The organism is Microvirga puerhi (assembly GCF_020089865.1).
Classification (GTDB): domain Bacteria; phylum Pseudomonadota; class Alphaproteobacteria; order Rhizobiales; family Beijerinckiaceae; genus Microvirga; species Microvirga puerhi.
This window is the reverse complement of record NZ_JAIRBM010000016.1, coordinates 25,361-52,133: the sequence shown is the minus strand read 5'-3', so window position 1 is coordinate 52,133 and position 26,773 is coordinate 25,361. Positions and strand designations below refer to the sequence as shown.

The 26,773-nt window shown below is 60.9% G+C and carries 23 protein-coding genes; 16 read left to right on the top strand and 7 right to left on the bottom strand.

The window, feature by feature from the left end; all coding sequences use genetic code 11:
• The first annotated feature begins 68 nt into the window (after positions 1-68).
• The 4 genes from K9B37_RS18395 to K9B37_RS18380 are packed head-to-tail and all read left to right on the top strand — an operon-like array spanning position 69 to position 4,074.
• Positions 69-926 carry a carbohydrate ABC transporter permease gene (locus K9B37_RS18395; RefSeq protein ID WP_224314992.1) on the top strand — a complete coding sequence of 286 codons (858 nt, stop codon included), beginning with the start codon at positions 69-71 and terminating at the stop codon, positions 924-926.
• A gap of 9 nt (positions 927-935) precedes the next feature.
• Entirely contained in the window at positions 936-1,838 is a 903-nt protein-coding gene (locus K9B37_RS18390; protein WP_224314991.1) for a carbohydrate ABC transporter permease, read from the top strand.
• The gene (locus K9B37_RS18385) at positions 1,835-2,281 is read left to right on the top strand and encodes a GlcG/HbpS family heme-binding protein (protein WP_224314990.1); all 447 of its coding nucleotides are present in this window, start codon (positions 1,835-1,837) and stop codon (positions 2,279-2,281) included. The genes K9B37_RS18390 and K9B37_RS18385 overlap by 4 nt, the downstream gene beginning before the upstream one ends.
• An 11-nt stretch (positions 2,282-2,292) precedes the next feature.
• The gene (locus K9B37_RS18380; RefSeq protein WP_224314989.1) at positions 2,293-4,074 is read left to right on the top strand and encodes a GMC family oxidoreductase; all 1,782 of its coding nucleotides are present in this window, start codon (positions 2,293-2,295) and stop codon (positions 4,072-4,074) included.
• A gap of 558 nt (positions 4,075-4,632) precedes the next feature.
• Here K9B37_RS18380 and K9B37_RS18375 read toward each other — a convergent pair.
• On the bottom strand, positions 4,633-5,784 hold the full coding sequence (locus K9B37_RS18375; RefSeq protein WP_224314988.1) for an acyl-CoA dehydrogenase family protein: 1,152 nt from the start codon (positions 5,782-5,784) through the stop codon (positions 4,633-4,635).
• Positions 5,785-5,965: 181 nt separating this feature from the next.
• Here K9B37_RS18375 and K9B37_RS18370 point away from each other — a divergent pair, with 181 nt between their 5' ends.
• The 4 genes from K9B37_RS18370 (at position 5,966) to K9B37_RS18355 (ending at position 10,805) form a co-directional block, all read left to right on the top strand.
• Positions 5,966-7,177 carry a CaiB/BaiF CoA transferase family protein gene (locus tag K9B37_RS18370; protein WP_224314987.1) on the top strand — a complete coding sequence of 404 codons (1,212 nt, stop codon included), beginning with the start codon at positions 5,966-5,968 and terminating at the stop codon, positions 7,175-7,177.
• A 53-nt stretch (positions 7,178-7,230) separates the two neighbouring features.
• Positions 7,231-7,833, top strand: a complete 603-nt coding sequence (locus tag K9B37_RS18365; protein ID WP_224314986.1) for a TetR/AcrR family transcriptional regulator — start codon at positions 7,231-7,233, stop codon at positions 7,831-7,833.
• A gap of 105 nt (positions 7,834-7,938) precedes the next feature.
• Positions 7,939-9,171 carry a pyridoxal phosphate-dependent aminotransferase gene (locus tag K9B37_RS18360; RefSeq protein ID WP_224314985.1) on the top strand — a complete coding sequence of 411 codons (1,233 nt, stop codon included), beginning with the start codon at positions 7,939-7,941 and terminating at the stop codon, positions 9,169-9,171.
• 65 nt (positions 9,172-9,236) lie between these two features.
• Positions 9,237-10,805, top strand: coding sequence for an acetolactate synthase large subunit (locus K9B37_RS18355; protein ID WP_224314984.1), 1,569 nt, complete (start codon positions 9,237-9,239; stop codon positions 10,803-10,805).
• Positions 10,806-11,549: 744 nt separating this feature from the next.
• On the opposite strand, the gene K9B37_RS18345 is transcribed toward K9B37_RS18355, so the two are convergent.
• The gene (locus K9B37_RS18345) at positions 11,550-12,227 is read right to left on the bottom strand and encodes an ankyrin repeat domain-containing protein (RefSeq protein ID WP_439651753.1); all 678 of its coding nucleotides are present in this window, start codon (positions 12,225-12,227) and stop codon (positions 11,550-11,552) included.
• 51 nt (positions 12,228-12,278) lie between these two features.
• Positions 12,279-13,589, bottom strand: coding sequence for an amidohydrolase family protein (locus tag K9B37_RS18340; protein WP_224314982.1), 1,311 nt, complete (start codon positions 13,587-13,589; stop codon positions 12,279-12,281).
• A gap of 333 nt (positions 13,590-13,922) precedes the next feature.
• Here K9B37_RS18340 and K9B37_RS18335 point away from each other — a divergent pair, with 333 nt between their 5' ends.
• The 5 genes from K9B37_RS18335 (at position 13,923) to K9B37_RS18315 (ending at position 19,090) form a co-directional block, all read left to right on the top strand.
• The gene (locus K9B37_RS18335; protein ID WP_224314981.1) at positions 13,923-14,780 is read left to right on the top strand and encodes a LysR family transcriptional regulator; all 858 of its coding nucleotides are present in this window, start codon (positions 13,923-13,925) and stop codon (positions 14,778-14,780) included.
• 503 nt (positions 14,781-15,283) lie between these two features.
• Complete coding sequence (locus K9B37_RS18330; RefSeq protein ID WP_224314980.1) at positions 15,284-15,490, top strand: type II toxin-antitoxin system ParD family antitoxin; 207 nt, start codon at positions 15,284-15,286, stop codon at positions 15,488-15,490.
• Positions 15,468-17,729 carry a PAS domain S-box protein gene (locus K9B37_RS18325; RefSeq protein WP_224314979.1) on the top strand — a complete coding sequence of 754 codons (2,262 nt, stop codon included), beginning with the start codon at positions 15,468-15,470 and terminating at the stop codon, positions 17,727-17,729. The genes K9B37_RS18330 and K9B37_RS18325 overlap by 23 nt, the downstream gene beginning before the upstream one ends.
• Before the next feature lie 222 nt (positions 17,730-17,951).
• A complete protein-coding gene (locus K9B37_RS18320) occupies positions 17,952-18,257 on the top strand; it encodes a hypothetical protein (RefSeq protein ID WP_224314978.1) in 306 nt (101 codons plus the stop codon).
• Positions 18,254-19,090: an LssY C-terminal domain-containing protein gene (locus K9B37_RS18315; protein WP_224314977.1), complete on the top strand. Its 837-nt coding sequence runs from the start codon at positions 18,254-18,256 to the stop codon at positions 19,088-19,090. Before K9B37_RS18320 ends, K9B37_RS18315 begins: the two co-directional genes overlap by 4 nt.
• Positions 19,091-19,263: 173 nt before the next feature.
• Here the strand turns inward: K9B37_RS18315 and K9B37_RS18310 are convergent, their stop codons facing one another.
• Positions 19,264-19,674, bottom strand: a complete 411-nt coding sequence (locus tag K9B37_RS18310; protein ID WP_224314976.1) for a VOC family protein — start codon at positions 19,672-19,674, stop codon at positions 19,264-19,266.
• Positions 19,675-19,941: 267 nt separating this feature from the next.
• Positions 19,942-20,883, bottom strand: coding sequence for a helix-turn-helix domain-containing protein (locus K9B37_RS18305; RefSeq protein ID WP_224314975.1), 942 nt, complete (start codon positions 20,881-20,883; stop codon positions 19,942-19,944).
• A 205-nt stretch (positions 20,884-21,088) separates the two neighbouring features.
• Here K9B37_RS18305 and glcF point away from each other — a divergent pair, with 205 nt between their 5' ends.
• From glcF to K9B37_RS18290, 3 genes are all read left to right on the top strand, one after another.
• Positions 21,089-22,477: a glycolate oxidase subunit GlcF gene (glcF, locus tag K9B37_RS18300; protein WP_224314974.1), complete on the top strand. Its 1,389-nt coding sequence runs from the start codon at positions 21,089-21,091 to the stop codon at positions 22,475-22,477.
• Between the two features lie 29 nt (positions 22,478-22,506).
• Entirely contained in the window at positions 22,507-24,036 is a 1,530-nt protein-coding gene (locus tag K9B37_RS18295; RefSeq protein ID WP_224314973.1) for an FAD-binding oxidoreductase, read from the top strand.
• Positions 24,037-24,165: 129 nt separating this feature from the next.
• On the top strand, positions 24,166-25,056 hold the full coding sequence (locus K9B37_RS18290; RefSeq protein WP_224315040.1) for an aldo/keto reductase: 891 nt from the start codon (positions 24,166-24,168) through the stop codon (positions 25,054-25,056).
• A 73-nt stretch (positions 25,057-25,129) separates the two neighbouring features.
• Here the strand turns inward: K9B37_RS18290 and K9B37_RS18285 are convergent, their stop codons facing one another.
• Both K9B37_RS18285 and K9B37_RS18280 read right to left on the bottom strand, forming a co-directional pair.
• Positions 25,130-25,366, bottom strand: coding sequence for a hypothetical protein (locus K9B37_RS18285; RefSeq protein ID WP_224314972.1), 237 nt, complete (start codon positions 25,364-25,366; stop codon positions 25,130-25,132).
• Positions 25,367-25,647: 281 nt separating this feature from the next.
• The gene (locus K9B37_RS18280; protein ID WP_224314971.1) at positions 25,648-26,664 is read right to left on the bottom strand and encodes an LLM class flavin-dependent oxidoreductase; all 1,017 of its coding nucleotides are present in this window, start codon (positions 26,662-26,664) and stop codon (positions 25,648-25,650) included.
• Between the last annotated feature and the right edge of the window lie 109 nt (positions 26,665-26,773).

Here is a 26,773-nt window from a genome sequence, read left to right as displayed (position 1 = left end):
GAAGCGGAACCGGGTGCGGCGATCGTCGCCGCACCCTCACGTCGATCAGTCTCGCACCGAGAGTCGCAATGCATTCGAAATACGCTGGCATTCATTACATCGTTCCCGCTTTCGCGCTGCTGACGCTCGTCCTGTTTTCACCCGTATTCTATGGCGTCTGGTTTAGCCTGTTCCGCATTCAGTACGGAAGTCCCACCGATTTTGCTGGTCTTGATAATTTCCGCGATCTGCTGAGCGATCCGACCCTTCCGGCAACTCTGCACAGGAGCGCCATCTTCACGGCGGCAGCGGTCTCGATTACAATCGCTCTGTCGCTTGCTCTGGCGATATGGATTCACAGGCTCGGCGAGAGGCGTGGGTTCCTCGTCCAGATAATCGTTATCGTTCCGTGGATCATTTCAACAGTCGTTGCAACATTGCTGTTCCGGTGGGTCTTCGTGAACGACATCGGCCTTGCCGGGTCGATCGCCCGAATGGCCGGTCTCGACGATATCCAGATGCTCAACAATCCGCACTCTGCCATGGCGCTTCTCGTCGCAGTGTCCGTCTGGAAGCGCATTGGATATGCGGTCATCATTCTCCTTGCAGGGGTGAAGGGAATCCCGGACGACTATGAAGAGGCGGCACTCATCGATGGCGCGACGCCCTTCCAGATTTTCCGTCGGATCACTCTCCCCTTGTTGAAGACGCCCCTGTTGCTGGTCGCCATCGTTCTGACCCTCTCCAATCTCAACACCGTTGAAACTCCTTTGGTCCTGACCGGCGGAGGGCCAGGTGATGCGACGCGCATCCTGCCGATGGATGTCTTCGATCGCGCCTTCATCACGTATGACCTAGGCTCGGCGACCGCGTTAGCGCTGGCGATGTTCTTCGGCAATGTGCTCCTCGTCCTCGCCTATGTCCGTCTGGCCAAGTGGAAGACCTGAGGAACGCCGATGACCGCACATACAGCTCTTCTTGCTTGCTCCCAGGGACAATCTGTGAAAATTCCCCGTGCACACCGGCGCATCCTTTCGACTGTAACCGGTCTCGTCGTCGCAGCTCTGTTCAGCCTCCTCGTGATCCTGAACCTCTTGCCCCTTATTTGGGGAATGCTGACGTCGCTCAAGGGTGAACCGGATCTATTCCGCTTTCCTCCGGTGATCTTCGACTTCACGCCGACTCTGGAGAACTACCAGCGGGTGATCGACAGCGGTTTTCTCGGCAACATGCGGGCGAGCCTCGTCTATTGCGTCGTGACGGTCGTCGCGGCTCTTACCCTCGCATTGCCAGCAGCTTATGCCTTCGACCGATTCAACTTTCCACTGCGTCAGCCGCTTTTTCTTCTGATTGTCGCGAGCATCCCGCTGTCGCTCGGTGCGGCAGCACTTCTGATCCCGAATTATTTGTACTTCACGAAACTTGGCCTGACCAATGCGTGGTTCACGCTGCCGCTGATTTACACGGCGCATCAGCTGCCAATGGCAATCTGGATCATGAAGGGCACCCTCGAGGGCATTCCGAAGGAGCTCGACGAGGCCGCGATTGCCGATGGAGCAACTCATTTCGAGGTCCTGCGCCATATCATCCTGCCACTTAGCAGACCCGCGCTAGGCGCTGCCGGCGTCCTTACCTTCGTCGGTTCCTGGAACGAGTTCGTCGCTAGCTCGGTAATGGTCGACAGCCCAGGGCTGCGGCCTATCCAACCGGCAATTTACAACTTCATCGGCTTTTTCGGACGCGAGTGGGGACCGCTAACAGCCTCCGCGATGCTCGCAATCATCCCCATTCTAATCACGTTCGCCCTTTTGGGCCGTTTGATCGTGTCCGGCCTCACTAAAGGGTCTGTAAAAGGTTGACTTCGAATATGTATACGATCCAGAGAATCAGCGACGCCGATGCTAGGGCGGTCATCGACGCAGCGGCGGCCTGTGCGACGCAAATCGGAGTGCCGCAGAACATCGCCATCGTCGATGAATCCGGTCATCTCGTCGCATTCCGGCGCATGGACGGGGCGAAGTTCATCTCGATAGAGATCGCGCTGGCCAAAGCGTTGACGGCTTCCGGCACGCGCAAGGCGACGCGCGACATTGCGCCGGTCACGATTCCTGGAGAACCAGGGTTCGGCATCCAGAATCTGGCTGGCGGTCGGTTCACGACTCTGGCTGGTGGCATTCCTCTTGCTACAGGGAATGTCGTGGTTGGTGCCATCGGCGTCAGTTCCGGCTCGACACATGAAGATCAGACCGTGGCTCAAGCAGGAGCCGATTTTTTCGCGGCCCGCCACCACGGTCAGCGATAAGGAAGACTGCTATGTGGGACATCATCATTGTTGGCGGCGGGAGCGCGGGTTGTGTTCTCGCGAATCGGCTCTCCGCCGATCCTCAGCGCAAGGTTCTCCTGATCGAGGCCGGGCGAGACGTCAAACCTGGTGAGGAGGGGTCGGCGATTCTCGACACTTATCCCGGTCGTGCGGCTTTCGATCCCCGCAATCATTGGCAGGGACTGAACGTCACCACTGAGCCCAATCTTCACAATAGACCGGGAGTGGCGAAGGTTCGGAAATACGAGCAACCCAAACTGCTCGGCGGTGGCTCGAGCATTAACGGCCAGATTGCGAATCGTGGCACACCTCAGGATTATGACACCTGGGTCGCGCTCGGCGCGACGGGTTGGAACTGGTCGTCGGTCCTTCCGTACTTCAAGAAACTGGAGACGGATCTTGACTTCTCCGGCCCCCTGCACGGAACCAACGGCCCGATCCCCGTCCACCGCATTCCTCGCGAGCGATGGCCCCTGATCTCTCGTGCCGCGGAAACGGCACTGGGTGAACTCGGTTATGCGAATATCGTCGACCAGAACGGAAATTATGGCGACGGCTATTTTGCGATGACGCTGTCTAACAACGGCCAACATCGCGTCTCGGCCGCCATGGCCTATCTCGATGTCAAGACACGTGCACGGCCGAACTTACACATCATGACCGATACACAGGTCCTCACGCTCATAGTTGAGGCCTCGCGGGTGGTCGGAGTGGAGGTTCTGCGCGATGGGCAACGTGAACGGATCGATGGGCGTGAGGTCATCGTTTCGTCGGGGTCTCTGCATTCGCCCGCGCTCCTGATGCGCTCGGGGATCGGTCCGGCCGTGGCGCTACGGAAACTAGGAATCACATGCCATATCGATCTGCCGGGTGTCGGACGAAACCTTCAGGAACATCCCGGAATCTCGTTGTCGGCATTCCTAAAGCCGGATGGTCGCCTGGGAAATACGACGCGCCGTCACATCCATCTTGGTCTGCGCTATAGTTCGGGGGTAGATGGATGCGGCCCCTCCGACATGTTCATGATGATGGTTGCGAAGTCGGCTTGGCATCCGTTAGGCAGGCGGATCGCAACTCTCATCTCTTGGATAAATACGGTTGAGTCAGTCGGCGAGGTTTCGCTCGTCAGCGCCGATCCGCTGGCGGAGCCGACTGCCAGCTTCAACTATCTCTCGGACGCACGCGACCTGCGTAGATTGTCAGAATCGGTTCGACTCATGGCGAAGGTATTCGCCACGCGCGCCTTGTCCGGATTGATCGAGAATCCGGGGCCGTCAAGCTATAGCGGCTTTGCGAAGTCCCTTGGACGACAAAACGTGCGGAACTATCTGATGACCGCACCGATCGCAGTTGTCATAGATCTTTTGCCTCCCGTGCGGCGAGAGTTCTTCCGGCGCGCGGTCTCCGGCGGTGTAACGCTCGAGCAACTTCTCTCGGATCAAGATGCGGTCGAGGACTACGTGCGTGCCAACGCCTTCGGGCAGTGGCATGCCTGCGGCACGTGCAAGATGGGGCAGGACCGAGAGGCGGTTGTCAGACCGGAAAGCGCCCGTGTCATCGGCATCGACGGATTACGTGTCGTCGATGCTTCGATCATGCCGACTGCGCCGCGCGCCAATCTCAACATTCCGGTGATCATGATCGCTGAAAAGGTTTCGGATAGCATTATTGAAGAGTCACGGCTTCCCGTCGCCACGGAACGTCCACAGTCCACCGGCCGCGAAAGTGGCCACTCATCCTCACGTCGGACAACGAGTTCGATGCCCGGATGAATGAGCCGCAGGAAGAAGCGCTGAACTTGTCGCGGCCATTACATGATGGAACTCCGCAGGGCATCGTCACATCATGAGTGTCCGACGGAATTCAGGCCGGAAAGAGGTTGGGTGCAGGCGGCGAGTGCCACCGAGGTGACCTCTGCCCATATCTTGAGGGCCGTGGTTCGCACTCTACGGTAGGTATTGTCAGGTTGGTGCCAACACGGGGCCAGCGCGAGGGCGGAAGCGCTGCGGTACGTCATGGTCCATTCCTTTGATGCTGTGGTGGCCATTTAGAACTATCCTGCCCGACACCACTAGGGTCAGGCAGGATATCCAGTGGATGATTTCCTGGCCGTCCACTTGCGACTAAGGCGGTCCGGGCGCAAGTTGCGAATGGCCGCTAACGGCACGAGGCAGAAGTGGACCGAATGTTCGCTTGCGCGGCGGTACCAGACATTCCAAAACGACGGCGAACTTCGCTGCTTGACCCGTTCTGGACCTTTCGAGCGCCTCTTGCTCTTCTGATCACCCAGTCATTGAACTGCAATACAATGGCGGATGTCACTCGGCTTGTTATGACAACTCCTTGGCCATGTTCCTGGCGATGACGAGCTGTTGGATTTGGGAGGTTCCCTCATAGATTCGGAATAGCCTGGCATCCCGGTAAAATCGCTCGACACCGTAATCTGCCATATAGCCGGCGCCGCCGTGGATCTGGACCGCCCTATCGGCGACGCGGCCGACCATTTCACTGGCGAACAATTTGGAACAGGCGGCTTCAGTTGCGACGTCCTCCAAACGATCTTTCCGGCGTGCCGTCTCCAGCACCATGCATCGTGCCGCGTAGGCTTCGGTCCGGCTGTCAGCCAACATGGCCTGCACGAGCTGGAATTCCGCAATGGGCTGCCCGAACTGCTTACGCTCCATCGCATATCGCAGGCTGTCCTCGATCAGGCGCTCCGCCATCGCCACACAGATCGCCGAGATATGCAGCCGCCCGCGGTCGAGGACTTTCATCGCCGTTCTGAAGCCCTGACCTTCCCGTTCCCCGAGCAGGGCATCGGCTGGCACATGGCAGTCCTCGAAGATGACGTCGCAGGTGTGCGATCCCTTCTGGCCCATCTTACGGTCGTTCGGGCCGAGGATCAGGCCCGGAGTTCCGGCTTCCACCAGGAAAGCCGACACGCCCCTTGCCCCCGGTTGCTCCGGATCAGTTCGCGCGAACACGGTGAAGAGACCAGCGTGGGGTGCGTTGGTGATGAAGCGCTTCGTGCCGTTGATCGCATACCCGCCGTTGACGCGTGTCGCCATTGTCTTGAGCGATGCCGCGTCCGAGCCGGCTTCAGGCTCGGTGAGCGCGAAAGAACTGATCAACTCGCCCGACGCTAAGCGGGGTAGGTAGCGCCGCTTCTGCTCCTCGGTACCGTCAAGGATCAGGCCCTGCGAGCCGATCCCGTTGTTCGTTCCGACAAGGGAGCGGAACGCGGGCGATGTCTTGCCGAGTTCGAAGGCGACCTGGACCTCTTCCTCCATGGTGAGGCCGAGCCCGCCGAACTCCTCCGGGATCGACAAACCGAACAGCCCGAGCTCAGCGATCTCCCGGCGGACGTCTGGTGGAATCGCGTCCTCATCGGCGACCTGGTGTTCAAGAGGCTTCAGCCGCTCGCGGACGAAGCGCGACACGGTCTCCAGCAATCCCTGCATTGTCTCCTGATCCAAGGCCATTTCAGTTCACCGGTCTTTCGCCACGGTCAAGCCGGCCGCTTGACAACGGAGCTGACTTATATACCGTCTGGTCGGTAAGTAAATAGACACGGCCGCGCGGCATTTCCCCAAGTCGTGCTCGCGGTATTCTTTTCAGCGTGTACCGGGGCGGCTTGGCGGTCCTGGGGAAACGAGCCCGTCGATGAGTGGTGCGCTAGAGGGTATCAAGGTACTGGATCTGTCCCGGGTGCTGGCCGGGCCGTGGGCTTCGATGACCCTCGGGGATCTCGGTGCGGAGGTCTGGAAGGTCGAGCAGCCCGGTTCCGGCGACGATACGCGCGGCTGGGCGCCGCCATCCATCGAAGAGGTCTCCACCTACTTTCTCGGAGCCAACCGGAACAAGAAGGGCCTCGCGATCGACATCGCCACGCCCGAGGGCCGCGACGTCATCGTCGAGCTCGCCAAGCGGGCCGATATCCTGATCGAGAACTTCCGCCCGGCGACGCTGCGCAAATTCCGTCTGACCTACGAGGACCTGAAGGCGATCAATCCCCGCCTGATCGTTTGCTCGATCTCGGGCTATGGCCGTGGGCACGAGCTCGAGGAGCGCCCGGGCTACGACTTCATCATCCAGGCCGAGTCCGGCTTCATGGCGATCACCGGCGTGCAGGACGGCGAGCCCATGCGATTGGGCGTCGCATTTATCGATCTCATCTCCGGCATGAACGCCGTCCAGGCGATCCTGGCCGCCCTGTTCATGCGGGATCGGACAGGGCAGGGCCAATGGCTGGATATCAGCCTCACTGACAGCGCGCTCTTCATGCTGGCGAATGTCGCGTCCGGCTACCTCAATACCGGCAAGGAACCCGCCCGGTACGGCAACGCCCATCCCAGCATCGTTCCCTATCAGCTCTTCGATTGCGCAGATGGACGGGTCGCTGTCGCGGTCGGCAATGACGAGCAGTTCCGCCGGTTCTGCCACGCGATCGGAGAGGCCGGTCTGGCGAGCGAAGTGCGCTTCGCAACGAATCGCGGGCGCACCGAGCATCGCGCCGAACTCCTCCCGCTCCTGGAGGAGCGCCTCAGGTCGCTGCCGGTCGGCAGCCTGCTCGCGGATCTACGCGCGGCGGGTGTTCCGGCGGGCGAGTTGCGTACCGTAAGCCAGGCCTTCAACAGCGACGTCGCGGAGTTTCGAGAGACGGTGATCTCGGTTCCAGATTCGAGGATCGGGACGTTCCGCTCCGTCCGTAGCCCCTTGCGCATGTCTGGCTGTGAGTCTGCGCTCCCGACAAGCCCACCCGGCCTCGGCGAACACACCGAGATGGTTTTGGCACAGGAGATCGGAATGTCCCGCGATCACATTGCACGGCTCAAGTCGACCGGCGTGATCGTCGGAAGCGCTCAAGACGGCTGACTTCGGATTGAACGGTCACTGAGATGCAACATTTCACAAAGAGAGAACCTGACATGCAACCGAAGCGCCAAGGTCGGCCTCCCACAATCGCAAATGCGCGAGGCCGGATCCTTGAGGAAGCCGCCGCGCAATTCGCCCGCGAGGGATATGAAGGTACGTCGATGGACGATATCGCGGAATCCGTCGGCGTGACCAAGGCCGGGGTCTATCACTACTTCCCGAACAAGAAAGAGATCTACGAGGCGATCATCGTCAAAACGCTCGAGGGCCTGCTCCGCTCCGTATCAGCAGCAATCGCACAGGCCCGAGATCCGGAGGCCGCGCTCGGGACCTTCATGACGGCGCACGCCGACTATTTCGAGGAGCATCATGATGCCTTCCTGACGATGCTCGTTGCGTTCGGCGGCATGCAAAACGTCGTCATGATCGCCGAGGCTCAGAAGCTGAGGGATGATTACGAGGCCCTGCTGAGAAACATCATCGCGGACGGCGTATCGGACGGAACGTTCCGCCAGGTCGACGTGCGGACCTCCAGTCGGGCCGTGCTCTCGATGCTGAACTGGATGGCGCGCTGGTTCAAACCCGGTCACGGACGCCGCGCTTCGGATTTCGCCAAGGACTACTGCGATCTGCTCCTGGGTGGGATCCGGACGTAGCTATCGCTCCCAGAACAGGCATAAACCCCACCCTGAGAAAGCCAGCCGGTTTCGGGCAGGGCGACCGTCTGGCGCGTTCGTGAGTTGTTACGAGAGACCCAGCAAATGAACACCGCCAATGTGGTTGCCCCATCGATCTTCAAACCGTCACGGGCCTTGTCGAAGGTCGGGCCTTCGGCAATCTCCCGCATGATGGCGACGACGGTAGATCTGCAGCGCCAGGGCCGCAACATCGTTGGGCCGCATGTTGGGAAGCCCGATTTCGACACGCCGGAGAATGTGATCGAGGCGGCGATCCGTGCCATGCGGGCTGGCGAGACCCACTATACCGCGCTTGATGGATCGCCGGCGGTCAAAGCCGCCGTTCAGGGCAAGTTCGCGCGGGAAAACGGGCTCGACTTCACGCCGGACGAGATCGTGGTCACCACGGGCGCCAAGATGCTGCTGTTCAGCGCCTTCTTCGCGACGGTGCAGCCGGGCGACGAGGTCATCCTGCCGGCGCCATACTGGGTAAGCTACAGCGATATCGTCGAGATGATGGGCGCGAAACCCATCATCCTACCGACTCGCGCCGAGGACGGTTTCCGCCTGCAAGCCGATGACCTCGAGCGTGCGATTACACCGAACACGCGCTGGCTCCTGATCAACTCGCCCTCGAATCCCACCGGTGCGATCTACCGGAAGGAGGACTACGGGCCGATCCTCGAGGTGCTCGAGCGGCACCCACAGGTTTGGTTCATGGTCGACGACATGTACGAGCACCTCATCTACAAGGACGAACCGTTCGTGACGCCGGCGCAGCTCAGGCCGGACTTGCGCAACCGCATCCTGACCGTCAATGGCGTGTCGAAGGCCTATGCCATGACGGGCCGGCGCATCGGCTACGGCGGCGGTCCGGTGCCGTTGATGAAGGCGGTGCGGGTCGTTCTCAGCCAATCGACCTCGTGCACCTGTTCCATCGCTCAAGCCGCTGCAGCCGAGGCCCTCAATGGGCCACAAGATGCAGTCCGACGCTATCGTGGTGAGTATCGGAAGCGGCGCGAGCTCATCATGGACGAACTCTCCACGGCCCCGAAGCTCGCCTATAATTCACCGGACGGGACTTTCTATTCGTTCATCGACTGGCGCGGATATGCTGGGAAGAAGACGCCTGCTGGGCGTATCCTGACCGACGATGAGGCGCTCTGCGACTACCTGTTGCGCGACTGCGGCGTCGCCGTCATCCCGGGATCGTCGTTCGGGAGCCCCGGCTACTTCCGCATTTCCTTCGCGAGCGCAGAGTCGGTTTTGCGAGAAGGGATGTTGCGTATTCGAACGGGGTGTACGGCGCTTTCCTGATGGGGCCTGCGGCACTTCCATCCACTCCCGATCCCACAATGCCTGTTCGCGAAAGGTGTTTGACCATGCACTCCAAGAACCTGACCAATCAGATGATTGGTGCAGAGAGCCTCGTTCATACGCTTCTGATCTCGGAAGTGGATACGTGCTTTGCCAATCCTGGCACGAGCGAGATGCACTTCGTCGGGGCGCTTGATCGGATCCCGGGTATGCACTGCGTTCTCGGTCTCCAGGAGAACATTATGACCGGCATGGCTGATGGGTACTACCGCATCGCGCGAAAGCCCGCATGCACGCTGCTCCACTGCGGGCCCGGCCTCGCCAATGGTATGGGCAACTTGCACAATGCCCGGCGTGCCCGCGCCGGAATCGTCAATATCGTGGGAGACCAGGCGACCTACCATCGACCCTTCGATGCTCCATTGACGGCGGATACGGAAGGAATGGCCCGGACCGTCTCGCACTGGGTACGGACAAGTATCAATGCTGCCGATGTCGGCCGGGACGCCGCGGCAGCCGTCCAAGCGGCCGGCGCCATGCCCGGGCAGATTGCCACCCTCATCCTTCCCGCTGACGCGTCCTGGGAGCAAGGTGGTGTTGTGGCCGAGCCGCTTGCGGTGCCGCCAGCCCCGCCGATTGATCCGCACGCCGTCGAGAATGCCGCGCGGGTTCTCCGCGCGGGCAGAAACGTCCTCATCCTCCTGGCCGACCAGGCGACTCTCGCTCCGTCGCAGGCCCTGGCCTGGCGCATTGCGCACGCGACGGGTGCGAGCCTGCTCGCGAGCTACACGAATGGGCACATGGCTCGCGGGCGTGGGCGATTGCAGCTCGAGCGCGTGCCGTACGGGACCGACGCGGCCATCCAGTCCCTGGGCAGGTTCGAGCATATCATCCTCGTCAATGCGAAACCTCCCGTCGGGTTCTTCGCGTATCCGGGCAAGCCGTCGACCCACTACCCCTCCCACGCGCAGCTTCACGTCCTGTCGCGCCCCGATCAGGATGCAGATGCCGCCTTGCAGGCGCTGGTCGATGAGCTCGGCGCGCCGGAGGCACCGATCCCAGACCCCGGCCCGCGCCCCGAAGCGGTAGGCGGCGCTCCGACGCAGGAGGGTCTCGCGCAGACCCTTGCGGCCTTGATGCCGGACGATGCGATCGTCTCGAACGAGAGCATCTCGTTCGGTCGCGATTTTTACAAACTCACACACGCGGCGCCTGCCCACGACTGGCTCAATCTCAGCGGCGGCGCGATCGGTGACGGCTTGCCTGTCGCGACGGGGGCTGCGGTTGCTGCGGGCGGAAGAAGGCGCGTGATCAGCCTCCAGGCGGACGGCTCAGCCATGTACTCGCTGCAATCGCTCTGGACCCAGGCGCGCGAGAGATTGCCATGCACCACGATCCTGCTGAACAACCGTAAGTACAATATCCTGATCGGCGAATACAGGAATGTCGGCGCGGTGCCCGGTCCTACGGCAATGAGCATGCTCGACCTGTCGAACCCAGACCTCGATTGGGTCAAGCTCGCCAACGGCATGGGCGTCGAGGCGGCGCGGGCCACGACACTGGATGAATGCGCGGACCTGATGAAACGGAGCTTCAGGGAGCAGGCACCGTTCCTGATCGACCTGATGATCTGAGCCATGGCGGGGCGTATCACGGGTGTCGGAAGGGGGCCCATCGTCAGTCATCGATCCATCCACGGAAAATCCCTGCGCCGTCATTTCCCTCGGAGACATTGCGGATACGGCCCGGGCAGCTGCCGTAGCCGAGAACGCGTTTGAGACATGATCGGAGAGCGAGCCGTCGACGTGCCTTCGACTGGTCGAGCGCCTAACCGAGGATGCATCACATGTGGCCTTCCGGCGCCGCGATGCTACTGCGCCATTCGGATGGCGATTGCCCAGAGACGCGAGGGTGGAACGAACCTGGGGCCAACGATTGCATTGAACCGTCAGCGCCCTGACGGCAGAACCTGTAAGAGCGCACGATGACGGTGGAGCTGGAAGTGACTGTAGATTGGAGTATGGTAGCGAGAATCCGCTGGGCGTGGCGGGTTGACTTGAACCGACTCTTGATGCTGTTCGCGTAGGTCCGTCCGAAGCGCAGGCCCCACTCGCGGATGGTCTCGTAGTTGACCACAATGCCTCGCACAGAGAGGATCATTTCGACATTGCGCAGGCTGGTGCTGAGGCAGTGACACAACCAGACTGCCTAATTGATGATTCCAGCCGGGAAGCAGTAGCCGCGGTATGGATTGGATATCGTGTTCATACCGACACCGTGCCACAGGCACGAGTTATCACCAATTTAACAGTACCGTCCAGTCGTGCCGTGAGCCCTTGCAGCCTGGCAAGATCGCCGCTCTGGTCCGTCAGAGTAGCTCACATGGCTCCAGCTGCGACAAGGATCGCTTCGATCTCCCTGAAGCCGCGGCTACGCGCGTGCTGCAGCGGCTTCACGCCATCGCGATCCGCCAAGTTAATGTCGGCACCTGCCTTCACCAGAAGCTCGACGATCTGCTGATGGCGTTTGCCCCCGTCACTCAGAATGATTGCCTCCAGCAACGCCGTCCAACCGAGATTGTTGACGTGGTCTACATCGACGCCCGCCTCGATCAAAGTGCGCACGGTGTCGACATGGCCACGCTCCGCGGCCGGGATGAGAGCAGTGCCGCCATAGCGATTGGTGCTCTTGAGGTCCGCGCCGTGCGCAAGCGTCATCTTTAGGATCTCAAGATGACCCCGCGCCCCGGCATAGAGGTAGGGGCTGTCGTTGATCCGATCCTTTGCGTTGACATCGGCACCGGCCTCAATCAATGCCCTCGCAACCTCGATTCTGTTGCCGTGGGTTGCGACGAGCAACGCGGTGCGTCCGGCCTCATCCCTGGCATCGAGGGCGGCGCCGCGCGACAGAAGGGCTTGAATCTGCGCCGCATCGACATCCTTGTCTGCGACAGCGTTCAATACGTCTTTCTCACTCATCGATTGTCCAACGGTCGTCATTGAATGGCCCATCACACCTAGTGCAACAAATATCGAGATGGCGAGACTTCTTCGCATGAGTGAAACTCCTTGAAGGAAGAGTGAGCGTCTCGGCTGGAAGTCGCTGTCTCAGGCGCGCTCGACAGCACCGTAGACCAATCGTCCCTTGTGGAACGTCGCGCGCCGCGGTGAGCGGCGGGCAACGGCCTCGGCCGAACAGCTGGCATCAACCAGAACGAACTCAGCTGTGTCACCTGGCTTCGGCCACGCCATCTCTCCCTCATTGCTCAATGGCAGCACATCGCCGGTGGCGATTGCGAGGGCACGCGACAGACGGAATTCGTCACTACCACCGTAAAGCTGAGCGCAAAGATTGGCCTTTTCGAGCATGTCCCCGGTACCGAACGGTGACCAGTGATCGATTACGCTGTCTGTGCCGGTCATGATTGTGACTCCCTTGGCGCGCAGCTGCGGCAGCGGCATCGTCCTCTGTCCGATCGGTATTGTCGAGACCACGGTCACGCCCTGTGTGGCCATGCGCCCAGCCATCTCGTTCAGTTCGTCGAGGCGCAGAGTAGAAAGGGCGAAGGCGTGGCTGAGCGTCAGCCGGTTACGCAGTGCCGGGGTCTTCTCGATGGTTGCGATCATGTAATTGAGAGCCGCCACGCCGGCAGGGTTGGTTTCATGAATATGGATGTCGACGCCCTTGTCGTGGTCGAGCGCGATCTGGAACATCGCATCCAGCGATGCTTCCATAGCACCGTCAACATTGGTGGGATCCAGACCGCCGACATAGTGTACGCCCATGCTCATGGCTTCACGCATCAGCCTGTCGACCTTGGAATGCAAAAGGCCGTGCTGCGGGAATGCGACGATCTCGCATTCGAAGCTGTCACGGTAATTCGCCAACGCAAGCTGCAGATGCTCCAGGCTTTTCAATCCGCTCACTGGATCGATGTTGCAGTGACTGCGCGCCACCGAGCTGCCTTGCGAGAGGAGGAGGTCGATAAGCCTCTCCGCACGTGTTTGCGAAGTTGGCAGCAGCTTTGGAAGAAGCACTTCCTCCCGCGCAATCATGTCCATGATGGTCTTGCCTTGGCGGGGAAGGGGAGCCTGCCAAGGTCCGCCGTAGAAGGTCTTGTCCAGGTGGATATGCATGTCCCGGAATGCAGGGAGAAGCAGCTTGCCCTGCGCGTTATAGCGCGGCAGGGCTGGCTCCAGCGCGGCATCCGTGCCGTGCAACGCCTTGATACAACCATTCTGGATTTCCAGCGTATGGATCCCAGTCCGGGTGCCGACGACCACCTCTCCCTCGTGCTCGAAGCCTTCCTCAAGGCGCACTTCACTCAAATAGTAGTGGCCGTCGGTAACTGTCGGGATGTGCCGACCGGGCTGATCCTTGTTAGCGATGGTGGCGGCCCGGGTCTGCGCGCCGCTCAAGCCTAGTATCGCGGATGCAGTCGCCAGCCCACCGGAGTGGCGAAGAAAGGCTCTGCGGCTCTGGTGACTTGCAATTTGCATGGGTCGCTCCTCTTTGCTTCTCGTTGAGGTGTGATAGGCGCCATTTGAGCTTGCGTTGGCTGCCGAATTCCGGCTTGGCCGCTACAAGGCGCCTGCCGGTTGCCCCCCTCAAGGAGATCCCCTTAGACCGTCAAGGATTCTTTGCTGCAACATCCAGAGGATAGTGGCTGCTTACTCCATCTGGAAATTAAATGTTCAGATGGCTATTATTGATTATCTAAATGCAAAATCCAGCGAACCGACGAGTGGCTGATGCTCGACCCACGCTTGTTGCGAAGCTTTATTTCAATCGTTGAAGCGGGAGGCTTTACCAAGGCGGCTGAACGTTTGCATATGACTCAGTCGACCTTGAGTCAGCAGTTGGCCCGGCTTGAGGAAGCCGTCGGACAGACGTTGTTGGATCGGGACGCTCGTCCCATTCGCCCCTCCGCCGCGGGAGAGCGCCTTCTCGGATATGCCCGCCGGATCATGACGCTCCAGAACGAGGCGACAGCGGCATTAGGCAATCCGGCCGGCACGTCGCCCATTCACATCGGGCTTCCGGAAGATGTCTTCAGCCGCCCCATGGCCCGACTTTTCGGCGAGTTTGCCAAGCGCCACCCGGAGATCCGTCTGGACGTCAGCGCTGGACTGAGCCGCGACTTGACCCGGCGTTACCGTGGCGGCGAGTTCGACATCGTTGTCGTCAAGGAGCCGACACCCAGCAACGATTGCCGGGCAAGCTTCCCCGAAGCCATAGGCTGGTTTGAGAGCAGGGATGCTCTCGAGGACTGGCCAGATCCTATCCCCCTTGTGACCTTCCCTCCCGGCGGTCTTTACCGCGAAACCATGTTCGAACGCATCGAGCGTGAGCGCCGCCATTGGTACGTCGCTTTTTCGGGCAGCAGCCTCAACAACGTGCTCGTCGCCGTCGAAGGCGGCCTCGGCATAACGCTCCTCCCGGTTGCCGCGACGCTCGGGCGCCACGTCAGGTCTTCTACGCAATTCGGCGATGAAACTCCGATCATGGCTTCTATCTATGCCTGGGAGAGCACCGGCCTCATCGCGGAACTGGTACAACAGATCGGTGCCGCCTTGTCCGATCGCAGCGGCCGTCCCGGAAAGTCGTGAGTGTTCCTCGCGGCGGGATTGTCACCACAGTACTGAACGACTTCCGCCAGGGATCCGAATTTAGCCAAGTGGTTGATCTATACGTGCTCGACAAAAAGTATGGCCTTTCGTAAAGCACCACTACATAGCAGGCAGTAAATTCCCTTTTGGTTCTAGCTTGGCGGTCAATCATTCTCAGAAATTGAGACCAGGGTAGTTCAAAGTTGCCTTAGAAAACGGGCAGCGACTTGTGCCAAGCCTATCTACACGGCCTTGGCAAGGGGATGGGCTCACGGTGCAAGACCAATACCGAATTTGCAGACACCTTTGTCAATGCATTCAATAAATTCCGCGCGAGTACTGCTATTCCGACTTCGGAATGGAGGAACGTGGACGGCCTGGCGAGCCGCCAACTTTTCAGAGGCGGCCAGGAAGATTTTTCTGATCCCCTATAGCTTGAGATCGTGAGCTGGAACTTGACTGGGTGGGTGGCAATTATTGCTACCTGACAGGGAACAAGCACGGTGCCATCGAAATCAAGCCTGAACGTCTCCCTCACCCCCGAGCTCACCGGCTTCATCAGTGCCAAGGTTGCCAGTGGGCGCTATCGCAGCGCCAGCGAGGTGGTGCGCGCAGCCCTTCGTCTGCTCGACGAGCAGGATCGCGCTGTGGAGCAGAGCCAGGACCGGAGCAATCACGATGGGCAGAATGTCGCCTTTACGCAGCCCTGACTTTCTCGCAGGCGGCGGCGAGATGGGCGCCCTCATGCGCACCTACGACTGGTCGACGTCGCCCCTCGGCCCGCCCGAGACATGGTCGCTGTCGCTTCGCACACTCGTCGCCGTGATGCTCGGCTCGCGCCAGCCCATGTTCATCGCTTGGGGACCAGATCGGATCATGCTCTATAACGACGGCTACGCATCGATGTGTGGTCAGCGTCACCCAGCGGCGCTCGGGCAAGCCTTCGAGCGGGTGTGGTTCGACATCATGGACACAGTGGGGCCGATCCTCGACCGAGCCTATGCGGGCGAGGCGACGCACATGGACGACATCCAGTTCACCATGCACCGCAATGGCTATGCGGAGGAAACGCACTTCGCATTCTCCTATACACCTGTGCGTGATGAGCGCGGCCAGGTGGCTGGCATGTTTTGCGCATGTATCGAAACGACACAGCAGGTTCTGGCGCAACGGGTGCTGGCGAGAACCCAGGAGCGTCTGTCGTATGCCCTCAAGGCTTCCGGCATGGTTGGCACCTGGGACTGGAATCTCCAGACGGACACCTTCTATTCGGATGCACGGTTCGCCACCATGTTCTCGGTCGACCCCGAGAAGAGCGAGACGGGCACCTCCCCGGCTGCCTACCTCGCGGGCGTTCATCCCGACGATCGAGCGCGCGTCGCAGAGGAGATAGCCCGCACCATCGCCACCGGAGAAAAGTACACCCAGGAGTATCGCCTGCTTCAGAAGGACGGCACGATCCGTTGGATCGAGGCAAGAGGCGAGTGCCTCTATGACGATAGCGGGAAGCCATGGCGGTTTCCGGGGGTCGCGACCGACATCACCGATCGTAGGCAGGCTGAAACCGCGCTGCGCGAGAGCGAAATCCGTTTCCGGAATCTTGCCGACAACTCGCCCGTCATGATTTGGGTCACTGACCCGGACGGAACCTGCACATACCTCTCGCGCTCCTGGTACACATTCACCGGCCAGGCACCCGAGACCGGTTTGGGCTTCGGCTGGCTTGATGCAGTGCATCCGGATGATCGCGGCTGGTCCGGCGAAATATTCATCGCCGCCAATGTCAGGCACGAGTCGTTCCGGCTCGAATACCGTCTCCGCCGCGCCGATGGCATCTACCGCTGGGCTATCGACGCCGCTGCGCCGCGGTTCGGTCCGGATGACGAGTTTCTCGGCTATGTTGGTTCCGTGATCGACATCACCGAGCGCAAGGAGGCCGAGCGTTCGGCACGCGAGAACGAAACGCGGCAACGCCAGATCATGAACAGTGCGTCCGATTACGCCATCATCACCACCGATCTGAGCGGCAGGATCACGAACTGGAGCAAGGGCGCAACCAAGGTGTTGGGCTGGAGCGAGGACGAGATGCTCGGCCAGTCGACCGAGCGGTTCTTTACCCCCGAGGATATCGCGGCAGGGAAGATCGAAAGGGAAATGGAATGTGCGCTTAACGCAGGTGCCGGCACCGATGAACGCTGGCACCGACGCGAGAATGGTGAACGCTTCTGGGCCAGCGGTGAGATGACGCAGCTGAAGAACGATTCAGGCGAGACCATAGGCTTCGTCAAGGTTCTGCGCGATCGCACCGAGCAACGCCGCGCCGAGGAGCATCAGCGACTGCTGATCAACGAGCTGAATCACCGAGTCAAGAACACATTGACCACAGTGCAGGCGTTGGCGAACCAGACCCTGAAAGCAGAGCACGCTAGCCGCGAAACGCGCGAGACGTTCGAGGGGCGTCTGTTCGCGCTCGCCAAGGCGCATGATGTGCTGACGCGGGAGAAGTGGGAGGGGGCCGAGCTTCGGGCGGTGCTGGCCGAGGTTGTCGAGCCGTATCTGCGGCTGGGACCAGAGCGGGTGACGATGGCGGGACCGGCTCTTTATCTCTCCCCGAGTGCGACGCTGGCGCTTGCCATGGCTGTTCATGAGCTGGCGACAAATGCCAGCAAGTATGGAGCGCTGATGATCCCTTCGGGCTCGGTATTGATTACCTGGAGCGTGGAACACGATGAATTCTTTCTTTGCTGGCAGGAGCGGGGCGGCCCTACGGTCTCGATCCCGGCCCGAAAGGGATTCGGAACACGACTGATTGAGCGCAACTTGGCCCAGACCCTCGGAGCCACCGTGGATCTTCGGTATGAGCCCACAGGGGTTGTCTGTACGATCCAGGCATCCCTGGATGAGATTACCGCCAAATCCGAGTACTTCATCAAGCCTGTCAACGCTTAGGTCGCGTCATATGTCAGAAACCCAAAAAGTGCCGTGACAGGTGCGTTTGTCCAAAACAAGCGGTGGAGCTCTCCGAGTGTTCTAGGATCTACCCCTGGCAGTTTTAAGGTTTTACTAGGTGGCCCTGACGCTTGCGCGGTACTATTCTGCCTTGGGACCTGGACGCACCGGGCCGGCCGCAGTCCAGGATGAGGCTGGCATCCTCGTTCGGGAGTCATCTTGATGCGCCGTTATCGTTATCTCGTCGCCCTTGGTTCGTCGATCACCACAGATCCCGTTTCGGCGCTGGAAAGCGATAGGCCATTTACGTCTTTGGGAAAGATTCAGGTCACGTCCAGGCTAGCGACTGATCAGCTGCTCGACAGTAATACCGTGCCACCGCCAGACAAGAAGTTCTCGGCCAATGATGCAAAGGCCATCCAATGGATGGGTCAACGGGGCAAGCGCATCGATCGTGACGTCGTGAGGGGCATCCTCATGGAGTGCCGGTTCACCGATGCATCGATCATGACGGAGCTCGGATCATGAGATTGCTGAACCGCCTCCTGCAACGCCTCGTCGTCCTTGGGTTGGGCATTTTCTCTGTCTGGCTAATTGTTTTTGTGGTCTTTGAAACGGCGGACCGAAGGCTGCCATGGATTCTGGCCGTGAGCCTCACTTATGCCATCGGTGCCTATGTCATTCTCCCATGGATCATTCGCATGGGCCTCAAGCTCCTTCATCGGAAGCGGGTGCCCAGCTTCACAACAACAGGCGATGGGCTGCCGGGTGATCCCGTCAATGTGGCGCTCGTGGGAACACTCGCACAGCTTCGCGCGGCCTTTGCAGCTCTTGGCTGGTCAGAAGCCGACCGACTGGGCTTGGTAAGCTCCTGGGGCATGGTTCGAGCATTCGTGTTTAACTCGCCATATCCAACTGCCCCGTTCAGTACCCTCTATCTGTTCGGACGTGGCCAGGACGTCGGGTTTCAGAAGGCGATCGGCAACAGTCCCCGGAAGCGCCATCACGTACGGTTCTGGTCCTTGGGCCTCGTGCGGGCCGAGAACACATGGGCAGGGGGATCCGCAAGCTTCTGGCTGAATACCGACCGTCCGCCCGATGACGAACGTGTTCTCTGGGTCGGAGCAGGCACGAGGGATACGGGTCTTTCCCTGACACGCCTGACATTTCAAATCACCCACGCCACGGATTCTGACACGAATGTCGAGCGCGACTTTATCATCGCTGACCTGGAGAGCATCGGGTCCATTGCGGAAGTGAAAGTGTATCAGGCTGGCCAATGTCTCGCCACGGAACACGTCAACCACTACACGTCCGACGGACGGGTGACGTTGGCGAGCCTTGTCGTCCAGGCCAAATAAAGCGGTGTGTGCTGCGTCGAAGCGAAGGTTCTAGAACTAGTCACGGACGTTGGTGAGTTTCACCAAACACGCGGTGCGTTTGCCGAAGCTCCGGTGGATTACCGTCGCATGACAGCGGCGCTCATCTCTGCCGGTAGAGGATCCCTGTGCGCGTCGTGACAGTTCGAGGTCTGTCAGCCGGTGCTCACGGCATTGATTTCAATGATATTGCGGTCTGGATCAAGGATGTAGATCTGCGGGTATCCCACACGCATCGAGGTCCTGATGCTCATGGGGTCATTTGGGTGCGCGTTCTCGCGGTATCCTTTGGCCTTGAGCGCATCCAGAACCTCTCGGTAGTCTTTCACTCGAACGGCAAAGTGGATGTCATTGCTATCCATTCCTTTCGTGCCCCGGAACGTTGTGTGCGGATCACCAACGACCAAATGCAATTCCTGGTGATTGCCGATCCGAAACCAAGCTCCAGCCACTGGAAGGGCAGGGCGGGGAATTTCCACTAAGCCGAAGACCTCCTGATAGAAGCGCCGGGAGCGCTCCAGATCGGAACACGGGAGAGCCACGTGGTGGAGACAGTCAATGTCCATGATTCTCTCCTGACGAGAGACTGTCAGTTCGCATCGAGCGAGTGCTGAAACCCGTCCTTGTCACTATGACGAGGCCGAGTGCGTCCCGGCAATTCGCCTTGGGAGGTAGCTAGCGCGGCCGTACGGTTGATCGGTCTGCTTGTTCGGTTTTGGCCGACGCTCATGGCGTGCAGAGGCTCGGCACTGCCTGACCCGTTCCGGACCTTCTCAACGTTGGTTCACTCGTTCACCTACCCGATCCGTTAAAGTCGGGGCTCTGGATGCCGTTCAAACTTCTGCGCTGGCACGCCACTCGCGGGGAGTCATGCCGAACCTGTTGCGGAACGCCCTGTTGAAGTGTGAGAGATCGCTAAAACCCCACCGGTAGGCGATCTCTGAGATCCCGCAGGAGGACTGAAGCGGATCACGCAGATCCCTCCGGCAGGCTTCAAGTCTGTTCTCAACCACCCACCGGCCGAAACTCTGGCCGATCCGCTCGAAGCGCAGGTGAACCGTGCGGACTGAGATACGGCAGTGGGCTGCGACCATCGCGGGCGCAAGGTTCGGGTCTGCGAGGTGTTGCTGGCAGAAGGCCAGCACCTGCTGGTGCTGGATATCCGCGAGTCTTTCACTCGATCCGGGATCCCTGGCGGTCGCCAGTGCCAGCAGGTTGCAGAGATTCTCCGTGAGAAGCGATGCCTCGCTTGTGTCCGGTGTCTCCTCGCGGAGCGCAAGCTGGAGGAGATGCCGCCGGGCCAGATCTGCGTAGGGGGAATCCGAGCCGATCTTACGGATCGTGCCCTTCCGGAGCCAGGGTGCCCGTCTCTCCAGCAGTGTGCGGGGCATCACGGCGAGCACACGCTGAACCTGGGTCGGGAAGCTGACGCGAAAGGGCCGCTGCCCATCAAGGATCGCGATCTCGCCGGGCTCGAGGATGAAGGCCTCGTCGGCTTGGGATATCTGGCTCCGCCCGTGGATCTGAAAGCTGACGAGGTAGTGCTCGTCCACGGAGCGGGCGATGTGACTCCGGCTCCGGACGATCTCGTGCGCATCCGCGGCAAAGCAGGCGAACCGAAGACCGTCGAGGCTATGACCGGAAATGCTGGCCCGGAAGCCGGCGCACGGGGCTTCGGTGGAAACGTTGAGAACCGCCTGGCAGACGGCCTCGTGCCAGTACGAGAATCCCTCGCTGGTTCCAACAGTATCCGTCGACCAAGTACTGGCCGCCAACTCCTGCACCCCTCGGATCTCAAGACAAATGGTTCGCCGGGCAAGCAACGATACATGGGGTTGCGCCGCCAGCCAATTCGAATTGCGCTCTCAGCCAAGACGGGCCAGGCACCCGCTTTCTAAGCTGGTCCGGCTCCGTCCCTTCGGCACCATCGATCGCCAGGACGGACCCATCGAGGCCCTTTCGAGAGGTGATGGCCCATCCATGCGGACCAACTTCAGCAAGGCGCAACTGGCCAATCCGGAAATCGCCGAGGCGAAACGGATCCTTGAGACCTGCGTCCACTATGGCTTCTGCACCAATACGTGCCCGACCTATGTCCTCACCCGGGACGAGAACGACTCGCCCCGCGGCCGGATCGACCTGATCAGGAGCATGCTCGAAAAGGGTGGTCCGCCGGATCCGAAGACAGTTCACCATCTCGACCGCTGTCTCTCTTGCCTTTCCTGTATGACGACCTGCGCCGTGAAGGTCGACTACGTCCACTTGATCGACCACGCCCGCGCCCATATTGAGCATCACCATCGGCGTCCGTGGCTTGAGCGTCTGCTCCGTGGCATGCTGGCCAAGGTGCTGCCCCATCCAAAACGCTTCGAATGGGCTCTCAGGGCTTCCAGAGTGGCAAAGGCGGCGCCCTCGCTGGTGCCGCCCAGGCTGCGGCCCGCGGTCGCCATGATCCCCGAGCCCGCGTGCCTGGATACGGACATCCTAGCTCCAGGTGTGCATCCTGCGGAAGGACAGCGCCGCAAGCGGGTCGCCCTGCTGGCCGGCTGCGCGCAACAGGTCCTGAACGGCAACATCAACCGGGCCACCATCCGGCTTCTCCAGCGCCATGGCTGCGAAGTGGTCGTATCCCCTGGGGTCGGCTGTTGCGGCTCCCTGACCCTGCACATGGGACGCGAGGCTGATGCCAAGGCGTCGGCCAGAGCCGCCATCATGGCCTGGTCGAGAGAGATGGAAACGGGAGGCCTGGACGCGATCGTCATCAATGCCTCGGGGTGCGGAACCTCCGTGAAAGATTACGGACACCTCTTCGCGCAGGATCCTGACCTAGCGGAACCCGCACGCCGGATCGCTGCCCTTGCCCGCGACGTCAGCCAGATCATTGTCGAATTAGGACTGAATCGTTCCGTTGAGCCTAGGGCCTACCGGGTCGCCTACCACGATCCATGCTCGATGCAGCATGGGCAGAAGGTGACGCGACAGCCACGGGAGCTCCTGCGCGCAGCGGGATTCCAGGTCATGGACGTGCCCGAGAAGCACTTCTGCTGCGGCTCGGCCGGCACCTACAACCTGCTTCAGCCGGAGATGGCAGCGATGCTGGGGCAGCGGAAGGCCGATCACATCGTCAGCACGGATCCCGACATCGCCGCGACCGGCAACATCGGCTGCATGATGCAGATCGGGCAGTACCTCGGCAGGCCGGTAGTCCACACCGTCGAACTGCTCGACTGGGCCACCGGCGGCCCGCGTCCGCCCGCGCTGGTGGGGGTCGCACTAAGGGATCCGACGCGACCTGCCGAAGCGGCGGAGCCGGACGGTCTAGCCGTCAGCGACGGTGGGGGAGCCGCGAACGACGTCGGGATCTGGTGATCAAGGACAACAAACAAATGGAGGCCATCATGCGTAATCAGGAAGCCCGGATCGAGCCATTCTTCGCCGAAATCGAGACGGCGCTAGGGCCGGCAGGGGTCAACCGCGCGCCCGCTACCTTGCGGCGGTATGCCGAGAACACGATGCCGGGGGGCGACCGAATTCCGGCGGGAGTCGTCTATCCGGCCTCGACGGCGGATGTGCGGGCTATCGTGCGTGCCGCGAACCGACACGGCGTGCCGCTCTATCCCGTGAGCACGGGCAACAACATCGGCTTGGGAAGTCGCTCGGCCGTCCATCCGAGCCAGGTGATCGTCGACCTCGGCCACCGCATGAACCGGATCATAGAGGTTGATGAGAAGTTGGCCTTTGCCGTCGTCGAGCCGGGCGTGTCCTACCAGGCGATGTATGATGAGCTCGTGCGTCGCGGCAACAAGCTGATGCTCGACGTCACATCCGGTCCTCCCCAGGGCGGCATGATCGGCAACGCCCTGGACAAGGGGGCGGGCTATACGCCGTACTTCGATCACTTCGGCTTCGCCTGCGGAATGGAGGTAGTTCTGGGCAATGGCGAGGTGTTGCGCACCGGCGACGGGGCGCTCGAGGGCGATAATCTCATCAACTGGCACACATCGAAGTACAGCTTCGGCCCCATCCTCGACGGCCTGTTCACGCAGTCGAACTACGGGATCGTGACACGAATGGGAGTCTGGCTGCTGCCGCGCCCGCCGGCGATCCGGTCTTTCCACTTCGCGTTTCCAGACGACGACGACCTCGAGCAGATCATCGAGCTCTGCCGCCCCCTGAAGCTGTCGAACTTCGTCCCGACGCTCTTCCGGGTCGCCAACGACCTCTACCTATGCGGCTCAGAGGGCGAGAACCCCGAGTACCGCGCCAGCGGTGGCAAGCGGTCCATCTCGGATGAGGGACGCCGCGCTCTGCGGGAGCATCACGGCGTCGGGGCATGGACTGTCTCGGGGGCATTCTACGGTCCGAGCGCCGAGGCGCTGGAGCCGCAGATCAAGCGGGTCAGAGACCTCTTCTGCCAATCGGGCAAGGCGCGCTACATCCCGCATGAGGAGGCGGAGGGGATCGCCCCCCTGCAAGTCGCGATCAACGCCTTCTCCGGCGTTCCCAGCGTGGGCGAACTCGGCCTTCTCAAGTGGCGGCCGGGCGGCGGCAACACTTGGTTTCTTCCCGGGACGCCGATGGACGGCAAGACCACCAACGAGTTCCAGCGGGTGTGCCGCAAGGTCTACGAGGACCACGGTCTCGACTACACGGTGATGAATGTCTGCGGTCCTCGCTTTGCCCGCGGCCTACACGTGATCACGTTCAACCGCGAGGACGAGAACGAACGTCGGCGTGCGGATGACTGCTACAGGAAGATGTCGGAGGAGGTGGCTCGTCTCGGTGTCTTCGTCGGACGGGCACCGCTTGACTATCACGCCTTCCACATGGGCCAGACCATGGACTCGTTCCGAGACGCATGTTCCGGCATCAAGCAAGCCCTCGACCCGAACGGCATCATTGCCCCGGGCCGTTACGGAATCGGATGATTGTCGGTCATGCACGAGGACACGACGAGCAGCATAATCGCACCTTCAAATCCAGACGAAGGGCTGCTATCCCTCGGAGCGCAGAAACAACCGGGATCGACGTTTTCTCACCGAAGAGGATTGGGATTGATTGCTCGTATCAGGATTGCAGGCGGCGTTGAACTGTCGCGGATTGCCTATGGCATGTGGCGGCTGGCCAATGATCCCGATACATCGCCGGACCATGTACGGGCGAAGGTCGAGGCTTGCCTTGGCCAGGGCATCACCACAATGGACCACGCCGACATCTACGGCGGCTACAAGGTCGAGGAGATCTTCGGGGAGGCGCTCCGCGACACCGGCCTCAGGCGACGCATCGAGATCGTGACCAAGTGCGGGATCGTGCGGCCGTCTGGTCGCTATCCCGGAGCGGCGGGCAAACACTATGACACGAGTGCGGACCATATCCGCGCGTCGGTGGAACACTCCCTGCGGCTGATAGGGACAGACTACATCGACCTGCTCCTGATCCACCGTCCGGACCCGTTCATGGATCACTTCGAAACGGGTAACACCCTGGATGCCCTGGTTCAGGAGGGCAAGGTGCGGGCCGTCGGGGTTTCGAACTTCCGGCCTTGGGATCACGAGCTGTTGCAATCGGCGATGACGACGCCGCTGGCGACCAACCAGATTGAGCTGAGCCTGGAGAAGCACGACGCCTTCACGAGCGGCGATGTTGCCCACTTCCAGCGGCATGAGATTCCGCTCACGGCTTGGTCGCCGCTGGCGGGTGGGCGACTGATGCAGGACGACGGCACCTCATTAGGCATTGCGCTGGATAAGGTCGCTCGGGAGCAGGGTGTCGACCGTGCCGCAGTGGCGGTGGCCTGGCTGCTGGCACATCCGGCGCAGATCTTACCGGTGCTCGGCACGAACAACCTGGAGCGTATCCGCAGCCTGTCCGATGCGATGCGTGTAAGGATCGACCGGAGCACTTGGTTTGCGCTCTACACGGCTGCGATGGGCAGGGATGTTCTGTGAGAGCGTCGGCTCCTTGGCTCCTGTCGGTGCATCCGTTGGATCCGTGTCGTCGGGCGTGCATCGAGCAGACAGTCTACTTGCAGCCTCCGAAGAGCTCAGCGCAGATGCCCAGCGAGACGCCTGTTGCGACCACGTAGCCGATGGGCACGTAAAGAGCCGCCAAAATCCCGCCGATCGCGCCTCTGTTGAGATAGAGGCACGACACCGCTCCGAGGATTAATACCGGCAGCAGATACCAACTGAACCAATCGAAGACGAGCAGCGCCGGAGGAACAAATTTTGGTGCGACCGCAAGTCCAGTCGCCCACATCGACGGAAAATCGTGGCCAGGAACAGTGCAATCGTCATCCTGGCCCAGCGGGGAGGTGTCATCGGCTTAACGATCTTCGCGTTTGTTGCACCGTTGGTCACACGATATCGGAGAGGATGTGAAGGACTGCGTTCGATCCCCTCGTGTCGGGAGTCTGATTCTTCGAAGGGAAGGCCGGTTTTTTTCCGGGAGGCGATCGCCTTGGAAAGGCTGCGCTTGGTTGACAATGCCGTCCCAAAATCGCGCCACGCAGTTTGCTGGGCCGGCCCTCAACCCGTTCGTCATCGCCAGCCCAGCGGCGGAGCGACATGCTTCAGGATGGCCTCGATGACGTGCGCGTTGTAATTGACGCCGAGCTGGTTTGGCACAGTCAGAAGTAGTGTATCAGCTTCCGCAATCGCTTCATCCGCCTTGAGCTCCTCTACAAGCCTATCCGGCTCTGCGGCGTAGGAGCGGCCGAAGATCGCGCGCATGTTGTCGATGATGCCGATCTGGTCGTTGTCCTTGCCGCGCCCAAAATAGGCGCGGTCGCGGTCATCTACGAGCGCGAAGATCGAGCGCGAGACAGAGACGCGGGGCTCGCGAGCATGCCCCGCATTCTTCCACGCCTCCCGATAGCGGCGGATCTGCTTGGCCTGCTGGACGTGGAAGGGCTCGCCAGTCTCGTCTTCCTTCAGGGTCGAACTCTGGAGGTTCATGCCCTGCTGTGCGGCCCACGTCGCAGTCGCATTGGACGCGGACCCCCACCAGATGCGCTCGCGCAGCCCCTCCGAATGCGGCTCGATGCGCAGCAAGCCAGGCGGGTTGGGAAACATCGGGCGTGGGTTCGGTTCGGCAAAGCCCTCGCCCTTGAGGGCGTTGAGAAGCACTTCTGTGTGGCGGCGGGCCATGTCGGCGTCGCCCTGATCCTCTTCGGGCACATAGCCGAAATAGCGCCACCCATCGATCACCTGCTCAGGCGAGCCGCGACTGATGCCGAGCTGGAGACGCCCGCTGCTGATCAGATCGGCCGCGCCCGCATCCTCGGCCATGTAGAGAGGATTCTCGTAGCGCATGTCGATGACAGCGGTGCCAATCTCGATGCGGCTTGTCTTCGCGCCGATCGCCGCCAGAAGCGGGAAGGGTGAGGCGAGCTGGCGTGCGAAGTGGTGGACCCGGAAGTAAGCGCCGTCGGCGCCAAGCTCCTCGGCCGCCACGGCAAGATCGATGGATTGAAGAAGGGCATCCCGGGCGGAGCGCGTCTGGGACTGAAGGGAGGGCGACCAGTGCCCGAACGAGAGGAAGCCAATCTTCTTCATGAGGCGGTCCTATACAAATGTCTTAGGTCGATTCGACACCCGAGCAGGCAGATTGGCTCGTTGTGCCGAAGCTTGTCTATGAGCGCTGACACGGCAGATCAATCCTGCC